Origin of the sequence: Castellaniella ginsengisoli, assembly GCF_040955415.1 — a bacterium.
Taxonomy (GTDB): Bacteria; Pseudomonadota; Gammaproteobacteria; order Burkholderiales; family Burkholderiaceae_B; genus Castellaniella; species Castellaniella ginsengisoli.
Map to the genome: position 1 here is coordinate 466292 of NZ_CP158257.1, position 14525 is coordinate 480816.

6 protein-coding genes are annotated in these 14525 nt (G+C 66.0%); 5 read left to right on the forward strand and 1 reads right to left on the reverse strand.

Annotated features, from left to right (window positions below; all coding sequences use genetic code 11):
* Window position 1 precedes the first annotated feature (1 nt).
* The 3 genes from mfd to ABRZ00_RS02265 all read left to right on the forward strand — a co-directional run bounded on the left by mfd (window position 2) and on the right by ABRZ00_RS02265 (window position 7205).
* Window positions 2–3490, forward strand: coding sequence for a transcription-repair coupling factor (mfd, locus tag ABRZ00_RS02255; RefSeq protein ID WP_368641291.1), 3489 nt, complete (start codon window positions 2–4; stop codon window positions 3488–3490).
* Window positions 3491–3786: 296 nt separating this feature from the next.
* A complete protein-coding gene (locus tag ABRZ00_RS02260) occupies window positions 3787–5892 on the forward strand; it encodes a TonB-dependent siderophore receptor (protein WP_368641290.1) in 2106 nt (701 codons plus the stop codon).
* On the forward strand, window positions 5883–7205 hold the full coding sequence (locus tag ABRZ00_RS02265; protein WP_368641289.1) for an MFS transporter: 1323 nt from the start codon (window positions 5883–5885) through the stop codon (window positions 7203–7205). The genes ABRZ00_RS02260 and ABRZ00_RS02265 overlap by 10 nt, the downstream gene beginning before the upstream one ends.
* Here the strand turns inward: ABRZ00_RS02265 and ABRZ00_RS02270 are convergent.
* The gene (locus ABRZ00_RS02270; RefSeq protein WP_368641288.1) at window positions 7202–9325 is read right to left on the reverse strand and encodes a prolyl oligopeptidase family serine peptidase; all 2124 of its coding nucleotides are present in this window, start codon (window positions 9323–9325) and stop codon (window positions 7202–7204) included. The two genes, ABRZ00_RS02265 and ABRZ00_RS02270, sit on opposite strands and share 4 nt — an antisense overlap.
* Before the next feature lie 191 nt (window positions 9326–9516).
* Between ABRZ00_RS02270 and ABRZ00_RS02275 the strand changes: the two genes are divergently transcribed.
* Together ABRZ00_RS02275 and ABRZ00_RS02280 are read left to right on the forward strand one after the other, a co-directional pair.
* A complete protein-coding gene (locus tag ABRZ00_RS02275) occupies window positions 9517–11775 on the forward strand; it encodes a TonB-dependent receptor (protein WP_368641287.1) in 2259 nt (752 codons plus the stop codon).
* A gap of 306 nt (window positions 11776–12081) precedes the next feature.
* Window positions 12082–14421 carry a TonB-dependent receptor gene (locus ABRZ00_RS02280; protein WP_368644402.1) on the forward strand — a complete coding sequence of 780 codons (2340 nt, stop codon included), beginning with the start codon at window positions 12082–12084 and terminating at the stop codon, window positions 14419–14421.
* Window positions 14422–14525: the final 104 nt, after the last annotated feature.

Sequence of the window (14525 nt, forward strand, 5' to 3'; positions counted from 1 at the left end):
CATGGATGCTTCGAACACTGCCTTGACCCTGCCTTCGATCGAGCCCACCCTGGCCGCCCTGCGGCCCGGCCAGCGCTATGTCCAGCCCCGTCCGCCGGGCTCGGGCGACGCCCTGCTGCTGGCCTCCCTGGCCCGCCAGGCCCGGCACCCGCTCGCAGCCTTCTGCGCTGACCCGCTGGCCGCCCGGCGCCTGGCCGACGAAATCGCTCTGTTCGATCCCGACCTGCGCGTGCGCTTCCTGCCCGACTGGGAAACCCTGCCCTACGACAGCTTTTCGCCCCACCAGGACCTGATCTCCGAGCGTCTGCGCACCCTGCACGCGCTGAGCCAGGGCGCCGTGGACATCCTGGTGGTGCCGGTCACCACCGCGCTGGTCCGGCTGGCGCCGCCCTCATTCCTGGCGGCCTACACCTTTCAGTTCCGCCAGGGAGATGCCCTGGATGAAGAACGCCTGCGCACCCAACTGACCCTGGCCAACTACAACCACGTCACCCAGGTCGGCGCGCCCGGCGAATTCTGCATCCGCGGCGGCCTGATCGACCTGTTTCCCATGGGTTCGGCCCTGCCCTACCGTCTCGACCTGTTCGACCGCGAAATCGAGTCGATCCGCAGCTTCGACGGCGACACCCAGCGCAGCCTGTACCCGGTGCGCGAGATCGAACTGCTGCCGGGCCGCGAATTCCCCATGGACGAGGCCGCGCGCAACCGTTTCCGCGCACGCTTTCGCGAGGTCTTCGAAGGCGATCCTTCCCGCGCCCTGCCCTACAAGGACATCGGCAACGGCATTGCCTTCGCCGGAATCGAATACTACCTGCCGCTGTTTTTCGAACAGACCGCCACGCTGTTCGACTACCTGCCGCCCGGCACCCTCGCCGTCACGCTGGGCGACGTTCCGGCGGCCATCACCCGCTTCACCCAGGACGCCCGCAACCGCTGGCAGTTCCTGAAATCCGACCCGGAGCGCCCGGTGCTGCCGCCCGACGCCCTGTTCCTGGACGACGAGGCGTTCCACGCCCGCCTGCGCGATCTCGCCCGCCTGGCCTTCACCGACGAGGGCGCGCATCCGGATTTCGCACCCTGCCCGGCCGCCGCCGTCAATCGCCGCGCGGACGACCCCCTGGCCGACCTGCGCCGCCACCTGGACGCAAGCCCACTATGCACGGCGCTTTGCGTCGATTCCGCCGGGCGGCGCGAAACCATCGCCGAACTGCTGGCCGACTACCGCCTGCAACCCGACGCCATCTTCGACTCCTGGCAAGACTGGCTGCACAGCGAAGCAAGGCGGGAAGGCCATTTCTCGCTCGTCGTCGCCCCGCTGACGGGCGGCTTCCAGGCGCCCCCCGCCGGGCTGGCGGTGCTGACGGAAAACGATCTCTACCCGGCGCAAGCCGGCCGCCCCGCACGCGCGCGCCGCCACCGGCACGAGCAAAGCAGCAACATCGACGCCATGGTGCGCGACCTGGCCGAGCTGCACGTGGGCGATCCGGTGGTGCACGTGCAGCACGGCATCGGCCGCTACCACGGCCTGGTCAGCATGGATCTGGGCGAAGGCCCCATCGAACTGCTGCACCTGGAATACGCCCGCGACGCCACCCTGTACGTGCCGGTCTCGCAACTGCATCTGATCGCCCGCTACAGCGGCGCCGATCCGGACCAGGCGCCGCTGCACCCGCTGGGGTCGGGCCAATGGGAAAAAGCCCGCCGCAAGGCCGCCCGCCAGGCGCGCGACACGGCCGCCGAACTGCTGGCCCTGTACGCCCGGCGGGCCGCACGCGAAGGGCTGCACTTCAAATTCCCCACCCGCGACTACCAGGCCTTCACCGAAGGCTTCGGCTTCGAGGAAACCCCGGACCAGGCCGCCGCCATCGAAGCGGTCATCCAGGACATGACTTCCGGGCGCCCCATGGACCGCCTGGTCTGCGGCGACGTGGGCTTCGGCAAGACCGAAGTCGCCCTGCGCGCCGCTTTCCTGGCCGTGATGAACGGCCGCCAGGTCGCGTTGCTGTGCCCCACCACCCTGCTGGCCGAGCAGCACGCCCAGAATTTCGCCACGCGCTTTGCCGACTGGCCGGTGCGCATCGCCGAACTCTCGCGCTTTCGCACCAGCAAGGAAACCGCCAAGGCCATCGACGGCCTGGCCGAAGGCTCGGTGGACATCGTCATCGGCACCCACAAGCTGCTATCCAAGGATGTGCGCTACAAGCAACTCGGCCTGGTCATCATCGACGAAGAGCACCGCTTCGGCGTGCGCCAGAAAGAAGCCCTCAAGGCCCTGCGCGCCGAAGTCGACGTATTGACGCTCACCGCCACGCCCATCCCGCGCACCCTGGGCATGTCCCTGGAAGGCATCCGTGATTTTTCCGTGATCGCCACCGCGCCGCAGAAACGTCTGGCGATCAAGACTTTCGTGCGCCGAGAAGACGGCAGCACCCTGCGCGAAGCCATCCTGCGCGAACTCAAGCGCGGCGGCCAGGTCTATTTCCTGCACAACGAAGTCGAAACCATCCACAACCGCCGCGCGCGTCTGGAGGAACTCGTCCCCGAGGCCCGCATCGCGGTCGCCCACGGCCAGATGGCCGAGCGCGAGCTGGAAGAAGTCATGAAAGGCTTCTACCAGCAGCGCTTCAACGTACTGCTGTGCACCACCATCATCGAGACCGGCATCGACGTGCCCTCGGCCAACACCATCCTGATCCACCGCGCCGACAAACTCGGCCTGGCGCAGTTGCACCAATTGCGCGGCCGGGTGGGCCGATCGCACCACCAGGCCTACGCCTACCTGCTGACCCCGGGCGAGGACGCCATCACCACCAACGCCAAGAAACGCCTGGAAGCCATCCAGTCCATGGAAGAACTGGGCGCAGGGTTCTTCCTGGCCATGCACGACCTGGAAATCCGCGGCAGCGGCGAGGTGCTGGGCGAATCGCAGTCCGGCAACATCCAGGAAATCGGCTACAGCCTGTACAACGACATGCTGGCCGCCGCCGTGCGCGCCCTGAAATCCGGCGAGGAGCCCGATCTGGAATCGCCCTTCGGCAGCCAATGCGAGGTCAATCTGCACGCCCCGGCGCTGCTGCCCTCCGACTACTGCGCCGACGTCCAGGCCCGGCTGGGCCTGTACAAGCGCCTGGCGCACGCCGCCGACGCCGATGCGCTGACCCTGCTGCAGGAAGAGCTGATCGACCGCTACGGCAAACTGCCCGAGGCCGGCCAGACCCTCCTGTCGCTGCACCGCCTGCGGCTGCTGGCCGAACCGCTGGGCGTCGTCAAGATCGACGCCGGCGAAACCCAGGCCTCGATCCAGTTCGCCGCCCAACCCAATGTGGATCCGATCCGCATCATCGAGCTGGTGCAGCAGGACCGCCAGATCCGCCTGAACGGCCCCGACCGCCTGAAGGTCGCCTTCGGCGGCGCCGTGGACGTGCCCGGCCGCGTGCAGAAGCTGCGCGGCCTGCTGCAGAAGCTGGCGGGCGCGGCGGCGACGGCGTAGCGCGCCGCTGGATGGCCCGCCTGCTGGGCAAAGCGGGCGGACAGGTCCGCTCCGGCGCCAAGACGCGGGCGGCCCGCGCCAACGGCCGCAAAGGCGGACGGCCGAGAAAGCGGCCGGACGGCCCAAGCCTGCCTGACACTTGAACTACAAATGATTCTTGTTTAGAATTCGGAAACTTGACGAAAGTCATGTTTCTCCCCTTCTTATTTCAGGGCGGACTCGCCCAGCAGACATCGGCGGGTCGCTACATACGCCCGGAAGGCCTCCCTCTTTCTTCTTCCACCGCCGTCTAAACCATGCGGACACTTTCCTATTCCCCTCTTGCCTGGGCTATCTTCGCCGCGTCCGGGCTGCTGGCGTCTGCCCCGATGCCCCTGTGCGCGCAAACCACCCCCAGCGAAAGCACCGGTCAGGCAACGGATGCCGGCAGCGGCCAGGCCGTCAAAGAACTGGGCGCCGTGACCGTGACCGGCTCGGTCGGCGACCTGCAGAGCCTGGACTTCTACGCCCCCAATTCCAGCGCCGTGATCAGCGCGAAGGAAATTGAAGAGCAAGGCGCGCGCAAGATCGATGAGGCTTTGCAATACCAGGCGGGCATCCTGAGCGAACCCTATGGCGCGGACAACAAGGTCGAGTGGTTCAAGATCCGGGGGTTCGATGCATCCACCTCTCTGGACGGCACGCCGACGACTCCGAACGGCTATTTCGTCTGGAAGCCCGAGATCTTTGGCGTTGAGTCGATTGAAGTGCTCAAGGGACCAAATGCTCTGACCTTCGGCGCCTCAGACACCGGCGGCGTGGTCAACCTGGTGACCAAACGTCCCCACAAGAAAGAATCCCTGCTGATGAACCTGGAGGCCGGGCACCGCAACCGCCTGGGCCTGGGCATCGACTACAACGGCATCGCCAACGAAGCCGGCAATGTCTATTACCGCATCGTCGCCCAGGCCCGCCGCGCCGACGGCATGCAGCGCGAAACCGACATGAACAGCTACTATCTGGCGCCCAGCCTGACGGTGGATTTCACGGACCGCACCTCGCTGACCTTGCTCACCAGCATCCAGCGAGAGGACGGCCGTCCGACCAACGGCTTTCTGCCGGCCTACGGCTCGCTCGTCAGCACGCCTTACGGCCGCATCGACCGGCGCCTGAACGCGGGCGAGCCCGGTTTCGACCATTTGAAGCGCACCCAGATCAGCGCCGGCTGGCTGTTGACCCATCAGTTGAATCCAGACTGGACCTTTGAACAGAACTACAAGTTCTCGTACCTGGACCTGGATCAGCGCAATGTCTACGCCTTCGGTTCAGATGGCGACCATGAACTGACACGCGGCTACACGCTCACGGATGGCATCACGCGCAACCATTACATTGATCACCGCCTCAAGGGTCGCGTGAAGGTGGGCGATGCCGTGGAAATTCTGCCCGTCGTCGGCATCGACTATCTAAGGTCCGATACCTCCGGCCGCAATAACGGTAACGGCTGGCCTGTTCCCAATCTGGATATGTTCAATCCGGTCTACGGCAAGTCTTTTGCAGTGACGGCGCCCCCCTACGACCTGGATAGCCGGCAACTAGGCCTGTATGCCTCCGCCCAGGCTCGCGTCGGATCGCACTGGAATTTCAACGCCGGCATCCGCCACGATCATGCCAAAAGCGACGGCCTGATCGCCGGCTCCAGCTCCGGCTACGACATCAGCCACAACAGCATGAATGTCGGCGCCATGTACATCAGCGACTACGGCATCTCGCCTTACGTCAGCTATTCAGAGTCGTTCAAGCCCCAGGCCGGCGTCGATAGCCGCGGCAGTACCTATCAGCCCTATATAGGCAAGCAGAAAGAAGTCGGGGTCAAACTGGAGCCCGACTGGCTGGAAGGCGCCCTGACGTTGGCTTATTTTGATATCGAGGAAAAGAATTCTTTGATCTCGGATGCTTCAGGAATCATGTCGCAAAGCGGCAAGCGCACCAACAAAGGCGTGGAGCTGGAAGGGGATTTCCGGATCACATCGCGAACCAACATGAGGATCTCCTATACCTACAACCACTCCCGCCAGGACATCAATGGCGGCCTGACCATCCGCACACCCATGATCCCCAGGCACCAGGCCAGCCTCTGGGTCGACCACCGTTTCGACATGCCTCGCGGCGGCGCATTGACCGTAGGCGCCGGCGCACGCTACAACGGCCCGACCGAAGATCAACAATACAATCGCGGTTTGATTGTGCCCAGCTATACGTTGTTTGACCTGATGGCCCGCTACCAGATCGACCGCAACTGGGCCGTGCAACTGAACGCGCGCAACCTCACCGACAAGACCTACGTCAGCACCTGCTCATGGCTTTGCTACTACGGCGGCGAACGCACCATCGACATGCAGTTGCAATATCAATGGCGCTGAGCCTGGATCCATCCCAGGCCGTCCCATGCCCCGCGCAGTCCCTGGCCTGGACTGCGCGGGGCATTTTCACGATCGCCTTCCTGGGCATCACCGCCGGTCTGCAACTGAGCGACATGGGGCTGCAGGCCGTGTCCCTGTCGGCCATCCAGCGCAGCTTCGGCGTCGGCGATGCCGCCCTGGGCGCGCTGCAGGGCCTGGCCGGCGTCCTGATCGCCAGCGCGCTGGCGATCCCGCTGGCGCGCATGGCCGACCGCTACTCGCGCAAGCGGGTGCTGCTGGGCCTGATCGCCGCTTCGTCCGCCCTGATGGGGTTGAGCGCCGCCGCCCACGTCTTCCCGCTCTTTTTCATCGGCCGCGCGGCGGCGGGCATCACCGAATTCGCCATGGTGCCGCTGGTCTATTCCATGATTCCCGACCTTGCGCCCGAACGGCACCGGGTGGCGGCCAACCTCAGCTTCGCCGCCCTGATGGCGGCCGGAGCCAGCGGCGGCTTCTATTTCAGCGGCAACCTCCTGTCCACTGCAGATGCGCTGTTCGCCTGGCAGGCGGAACCCTGGCGCAAAGGCTTCCTGCTGCTCGGCCTGGCGGGGCTGCCCCTGCTGCTGCTCGGCACCCTGACCGCCGACCCCGCCCGGCGCATTGCGGCGGCAGACCGCGCGGCGGCGGCCTCGCTGCGCGAGTTCTTGCGGCACCGCTGGCAGGCCATCGGCCTGTTCGCCGGCACGGCCGGCTGCCTGATCACCGCCGTGCAGGCGCTCAACCAGTTGATCGCGCTGGCGCTGGAGCGCCGGTACCATGCCGCGCCCGGGGACATCGGCCAGGCCATGGGCCTGATCATCCTCGTCGCCAGCATCGGCTGCCTGCCCGTGGCCGGCCTGCTGGACCGCGCCCTGGCCCGCTTGATCGGCCAGGCGGCGCGCCCCCTGGTCATGGGCTTGTCGGTGATCGCGTCCCTGCCGGTGCTCCTGCTGCTGACGGCCGCGCAGGCGCTGGACCACGCCTTCGTCGCCGTGGGATTGTTCCTGTTCCTGACCTGCACGGCCAACGCCCTGGTGCCCACCATGCTGCAGGATCTGGCCCCGGCGCCCCTGCGGGCGCGCTGCTTCGCCATCTGGAGCTTCGTCGTTTCGCTGTTCGGCGCGGCCGGCCCCCTGCTGGCGGGCACGCTCTCGGCCTGGCTGTTCGAGCAGCGGATGCTGCACGCCGTCACCGCCGTCGCCGTCCCGGCGCTGGCCGTTTCGGCAACATGCGCCCTGCTGTCCGTCCGGCGGACGCTGCGGGAGCGGACGCGGCCGACGGCCCCCCTCGCCTAGGGCGGGTCCGCCCTGCCCGGCGGCACCGGCACCCCCGCGCAGCGACAGGCGAAGGCCCAAAACAGAGCGGCCTGTTCAAAGGCCCTGCGCTGCTCATCGCTTTCCTGGTGGCCGCTGTCCGGGTTCAACACCAGAACCGCCGGCGCGCCGCCCGTGCCCAGCCGGCGGATATTGGCCACCAGCTTGGCCGGCTCCCAGTAAGGGACGCGGTCGTCCTTCAAGCCCGCCGTACAGAGCAGCGGCGGATAATCGGCCCGCCCGACATTCTCGTAGGGCGAGAGGCCGGCGATCCAATCGTAGGCTTCGGGGTCGGCCAGGGGATCGCCCCAGTCGGGACGCAGCAGCGGCACCAGCGGATGATCCGCATCGCTCATGGTATTGAGCATGTCGACGAAAGGCACCTGGGCGATGACGCCCGCCCAAAGCTGCGGCGCCATGTTCATCGCGCCGCACACCAGCAGTCCGCCCGCCGACACGCCGTGGGCCACGATCCGGCCTGGCGCCGCATAGCCGATCCGCATCAGATGCTGCGCGCAGGCGATGAAGTCCGTCATCGAATGACGCTTATGTGCCCGGCAGCCCTCCCGATACCATCGCGCGCCCTTCTCCGAACCCCCGCGCACGTGTGCGATGGCGTAGCGAAACCCCGCCTCCACCAGGACCGCCGCCGGCCAGGAAAAATCGGGTTCCCGGGCAATGCCGTAGGCGCCGTAGCCCGTCAACAGCACAGGCTGCGGCCCCGACGCATCCCGGCGCGACAGCACGGTCAGCGGCACGGTTTCCCCATCGGGCGCGCGCGCCTCGATACGCTCGACGCAATAGGCGGCAGGATCGAAACCGGGCGGCATGGCCTGCCCCGCCACGCGGCGGCGCCCGTCCGCCAGATCGACATCGATCCAGCGCGGCGGACTGGCCGGCGCCTGGTGCAGGATGCGCATCCGCCCGGCGCCATACGGTTGCGCCGCGGCGATTTCAATGCAGTAAGCCGGCTCGTCGAAGCCGACCCGCGTCTCCCGGCCATCGGCATGCATCAATACAAGGCGATGCAGACCGTGTGCGCGTTCGAGCCGCACCAGCGTTTCCGCAAAGGGACGCAGGGCGACGATGGGCACGCCGGGGCGGTGCGGCACCAGCTCATCCATGGGCAAGAATGTGGCCGGATCGAGGCGCAGCAGCTTGCGGTCGGCCGCGCCGTCCGCATCGGTCAGCATCAGCAGCGCTCCATTCCATTCTTCCACTTCATAGCGCACGCCCCGGCACCGCGGCCGCACCGGCCGGGGCGGCCGCGTCTCGGCCCCGGCGGCGATCAGGCGGACCTCGCCCGTATCGGGGCCGGCCAATGTCAACGCGACAAACCCGCCGGCCGCGGTACGCGCCACCCGCATGAAGATCGCGGGGTCGCGCTCTTCGTACACCAGAACGGGCCGGCCGCCCTCGACGGGAGAACGGTACAGGCGGGCCGGCCGGCTGTGCGCATCGCGCCAGATCCAGAACAAGTAGCGGGACGAGGGCGAGAACGCCAGCCCCCCGTAGCCGAAGGCATCGGACCGCACCACGGTGCGGATCACGCCGCTGCCGATATCAAGCAGGCAGATCCGGTGGCGGTCGTCGCCGACCACGTCCTCCGCCCAGGCGAAATAGCGGTCGTCCGGGCTGGGCTGATGGTCCGTCGCGCGATAGTAAGCATGGCCCTCGGCGCGCGCCGCCTCATCGAACAGGCGCTGCGTCCGTCCGCCCGCATCCGTGCGGGCGAAAACGGGGCGCGCGCCGCCCTCGGATGGCAAGACATGGTAGCGCCAGCCCTCGCACGCATCGAGGGCGGGTTCCCGCACCTGCGGCGCCCCGGCGGTCAGGCGGTCGAGGAACCGCCGGACGTCCGGATCCAGGGGTTGCAGCACTTCTTGCGCATACCGCATCTCGGCCAGCAGGTGATCGCGCAGCCGATACGGCAGCGTATCCAATGCGCGCGTGCCGGACGCCGGAATGAAGCGCATCCAGGCATACGCATCATTGCGCACGCGCCCGAGTTGCCGGATTTCATGGCTTTCCCGGGGTGCCTCAGGGGGGGAAACATCGGGCCAACCCGGCGTTTGACCGGGGCGCGCGGAAGAAGGGGACATGGATGCGTGAAGGATCGGAGCCTCGCTCCTGATCGGGAATGAGCCGCTGGAATTCTATCACCCGGCCTCCCGCGCCACAGAACCTGACAGATACCTGACATCGATCTTGTAACAACCTCCACCATTCCTTCATATTTCAACTAACGAGATATAGAATGCGACTGATTCTTATTGTCATTAATAAAATTCACATGGAGAAGCTCTTGGCATCGCATCCTTCCGCCTCGCGAACCCTGCTGGGTTCGTCCCTTGCCCTGGCGCTCGCCGCCCCGGGCGCCTTTCTGCCCGCCGGCGCCCACGCTCAGAACGCCGACAAGCCCGTCACGCTCAGCCCGGTGAAAGTCCAGGGCGACCAAGGCGGGAACTACAAGACCGACGAGGCGTCGCAGGCCAAGTTCACGGCTCCCCTCCTGGACACGCCGAAATCCGTCCAGATCATTCCCCAGGCCATCATCCAGGACACCCACGCGACTTCTCTGGAAGACGTGCTGCGCAATTCCCCGGGCATCACCTTCGGCGCCGGCGAAGGCGGCCAGCCCCTGGCCGACCGCCCCTTCATCCGCGGCGCCTCTTCGGCCAGCAACATCTACGTGGACGGCCTGCGCGACGCCGGCGGCCAGACGCGCGAGATCTTCAACCTGGAAAGCGTGGAAGTCATCCGCGGCGCGGACTCCGCCCTGGGCGGACGCGGCACGGGCGGGGGCAGCATCAACCTGAGCAGCAAGCACGCGCACCTGGGCAGCGCCGCCAGCGCCAGCCTGGGCATCGGCACCGACAAATACCTGCGCGCCACCGCCGACGGCAACTGGCAGCTCAGCGACACCGCCGCCTTCCGCCTGAACGTCATGGGCGCCTCGGGCGACATCCCGGGCCGCAGCGCCGTGGACTACAAGAACTGGGGCGTGGCGCCGACGATCTCCTTCGGCCTGGGCACGCCGACGCGCGCCTCGATCAGCTACTACCACTACCAGACGGACGGGATGCCGGATTATGGGGTGCCGCTGACGCGCAACACAACCATCAAGACCGACACCGGCATCCTCGATGTGGACCGCGAGACTTTCTACGGTCTGTATGACCGCGACTTCCGCAAGACCCAGGCGGACATCGGCACCATCGAGATTGAGCACGACATCACAGACCGGCTGACCGTGCGCAACGCCACCCGCTATGGGGAAACAATCAACGACTACGTCGTGACCAATCCAGGGGATGGCCTGCGCTGGCTCGATGCGCCCACCAATACCTGGTGGCTCCAACGCGGACTCAAAAGCCGGTGGCAGAAAAGTACGATCCTGGCCAATGTGACCGAATTGACCGGGAAATTCGAGACTGCCGGATTGAAGCATCGCTTCAATGCCGGAATCGAACTGTCCAGGGAAACGACGAAAAACGCTTCCTACAACGTCGTCACGATGAATGGCACCGCCTGCCCGGCCTCGCTGCCAGGCAGCGCAAAGAGTACGCTGGACTGCACCCCGCTCTACAACCCCAATCCCAATGACCCCTGGTCCGGCAGCATCACGCGCAATCCGTTGAGCCTGGATGCCAAGTCCACCACGCAGGCCGCCTATTTCTTCGACAGCATCGAACTGAACGAACAGTTCTCGGTCAATGCGGGGCTGCGCTTCGACCGCTACCGGATTTCCGGAGAAACCGTCCCCCGCGGCGCGGCATCTCCAGTATCCGGGGACGGCTCCTGGAACATGTTCAATTATCAGCTTGGACTGATCTACAAGCCGGCGCAAAACGGCAGCATCTACCTGAGCTATGCCACCGCATCGACTCCGCCCTCCATGACTGGCGGGGATCAGGAGACTCTGAGCCCCACCCTGGATGAACTCAAGCCGGAAAAGAGCCGAACCATCGAACTGGGCACCAAGTGGAACCTGCTGGACGACCGCCTGGGCCTGACCGCCGCCCTTTTTGAAAACGAGCGCCGTGACGCGCAAATCGATCTTGAGGACGGGAGCACCGCCCAAGCCGGCAAGACCCGGGTGCGCGGCCTGGAACTGGGCATCAGCGGCAAGATCACCCCGAAATGGGCGGTCTACGGCGGCTATGCCTACATGGACAGCAAGCTGGTTCAAGGCGACTACGGCAACGTCCGCGAAGGCGACCCCCTGGCCGGCACTCCAAAACACAGCTTCAGCCTCTGGTCCACCTATAAAGTCCTGCCCCCGCTGACCGTGGGCGCCGGCGCCTACTACGGCGGCAAGACCTTCGGTGGCAATCAAGGCGGCGCCGGCGGCGGCAACCTCGAAACCTACATGCCCGCCTACTGGCGCTTCGATGCCATGGCCTCGTATCAGTTCAACAAAAACCTCAGCCTCCAGTTGAACGCCCTGAACCTGACCGACAAGGTGTACTACGCCCACAACAACGGCAACCACCATGCCGACTTCGGCCCCGGCCGCCAGGTCATCCTGACCGCCAACCTGAAGTACTGAGCGGTAGGACGGGCCCGAGGGCGGATCCCTCTCCCGCAGCTTCCAGACACCCGGCTCAAGGCCTCCGCCCCGAGCCTTCGATCAACGCCTCTGCAGCGCTCGACGCCGCAGGGGCGTTTTGCCATGCGCCGCCCGTGTCCTTACATCAGGAGGGACGCCCCATGTCGTTGTGATTTGCCTACATGACATCCTGATTCCACCCTGCCATCTGACATTTTCCTGACTATTTCCTGACAAATTTCTGAATTCTTAATGAGAACGGTTATCATGCGCCTTCTCACTCAATAAATTGACCTCTGTCAAGAAATGAAACCGATCAACGAGCATCACACGCAAAAAGCCACGAAGCGGCCATTAAGTCACACGACATCGCTGAGCGCGGCACTGTGCGGCGCCCTGACTGTGGCGCCCGGATTTGCCCTGGCGCAATCCACCGGTGTGGCCGAGCTGGCGCCCGTCCAGGTGACCGGCAGCGCGCCGGATTTCAAGGTGGACCATGTCCAGTCCGTGAAATTCCAGGCTCCCCTGGTCGATACCCCGCAGACCATCAGCATCGTGCCCTCGGAAATCCTGGAGCAGCAAGGCGCGCAAAGCCTGCAGGACGTGTTGCGCAACGTGCCCGGCATCACGTTCTCATCCGGCGAAGGCGGCGCGGGCTGGGGCGACATGTTCACCATCCGCGGTTTCTCGGCCGAGCAGAGCATCACGGTGGACGGCGTGCGCGACAGCCAGTTGTCCACCCGCACCGACCTCTTCAACCTGGAACAGGCCGAGGTCTACAAAGGCACGGGTTCGATCGAATCGGGCGTGGCCGCCGTCGGCGGCTCGGTCAACCTGGTCAGCAAGACGCCCCATCTGGGCAGCCTGTACCGCGCCAGCCTGGGCGCCGGCACCGATCAGTACCGCCGGGCGACGGTGGACATCAATCACCAGTTGGGCGAATCCACGGCCTTCCGCATCAATGCCATGGGCCATCACAACCGCGTCGCGGGCCGGGGCCCCACTGAATTCGAGCGCTGGGGTTTCGCGCCCTCGCTGAGTTTCGGCCTGGGCACACCCACGCGCGCCACGCTGTCCTACTTCCACCAGAAGGACAAGAACATCCCGGACTTCGGCGTACCGGTCGGGCGCGACGGCGAGCGCATGCAGTACATCAGCCGGGATTACTGGGGCGGCTTGAAGAACGCCGACACCGAGGAAACCGAAGTCGATGCCTTCGACCTGAACCTGGAACACGACTTCACCGACAAGGCTTCGATCCGCAACCACACCCGCTGGTCGCAGACCAAGCGCTTCACCTACCTGACGACCGGCGGACGGCTGCTGAATGCGCCTGGCGCCACCCACCAGGGGCAAATCATCCCCGGCCCCGGCGGCAGCAACTATTGGGGGTATGACGGCAACGGCAATGAGGTCTATCCGTCCGGCTACTGGGCGGTGGCTCGCTTGTTCGGCAACACCAACGCCTATCGCGGCAAGATTTTCGCCAACCAGACCGACCTGAACCTGGACTTCCAGACCGGCGCGGTCCGCCACCGGATGGTCACCGGCGTGGAGTACTACCAGGAAAGCTACCGCAAGGATCCCTACAGCCGCTGGCTGCCGGACATCGGCGGCGGACGCTATGTCATCGACGCCCGCAACCCGGATACCCGCTACAGCGGCCCCTGGGCGAACAAAACCAGCACGGACAGCAGCGGCGCCGAGGTTACCAATCTGGGCGTCTATGCCTATGACCAGATCACGCTGACGCCGCAATGGGAAGTCGCCGCCGGCCTGCGTCACGACCGCTACAAGGTGAAATGGTACGAGGCCAACGGCCAAGTCGCGCCCTACCGCCAGAGCGACGGCATCTGGAGCGGCCGGCTGGGCCTGATCTACAAGCCCGCCGAAAACGGCAGCGTGTATTTGTCCTACAGCCGCGCCTCGCAGCCCTCGGCGGCGGCCGCCGCCTCGCGCGATGGCGGCGCCGGCACGAGCGGCCGCGGCCAAGAGGCCACCGTCACCACCTACTCACCGGGCGTGGCCAGCACCTGGGAGCTGGGCACCAAGTGGGAGCTGTTCGACCGTCGCCTGCTGGCCACGGCCGCACTGTTCCAGGTCGAACGCAGCAACCCGAGCGACACCGACGACGAAGGCAATCCGACGCAGCGTGCGGCCAAGGAGCGGGTGCGCGGGCTGGAGCTGGGCCTGGCGGGCTCCATCACCCCGCGCTGGTCGGCCTATGCGGGCGCGGCCTTCATGCGCAGCAAAATCCTGGAAGACGCGGCAGATCCGCTGCAAGCAGGCGGCAAGATGAAAAACGTGCCCGACATGACTTTCAATCTGTGGACGACCTACGACTTCACGAATCAGGTCGCGGGCAGCCTGGGCGCGCAATACATCGGCAAACGGCGCTTCGTCGCGGGCAACCGCATCACGGACAAGGGCGGCCACTCCTCGGACGTCTACGCGCCGTCCTACTGGGTCGCCAACGCGGCATTGTCCTATCGGGCGCACAAAAACCTGAATCTGCGTCTGAACGTGAACAATCTGTTCGACACGTTCTACTATCAGCAGGTGTCCAGCAGCTCCGACGGCTTCCAGCTATTCGGCGTGCCGGGCGCGGGCCACACCGTCATCCTGAGCGCCGAAGCCAGCTTCTAGGGCCCTTCGGCCCGCGCCTGGGCCGGCCCGTTTTTTACTGCCAGGTGGCGGCTCCCGGCCGGTGCCGGCATACCCGCCCGGCCCCGGGGTTGCTATGCTTGCGC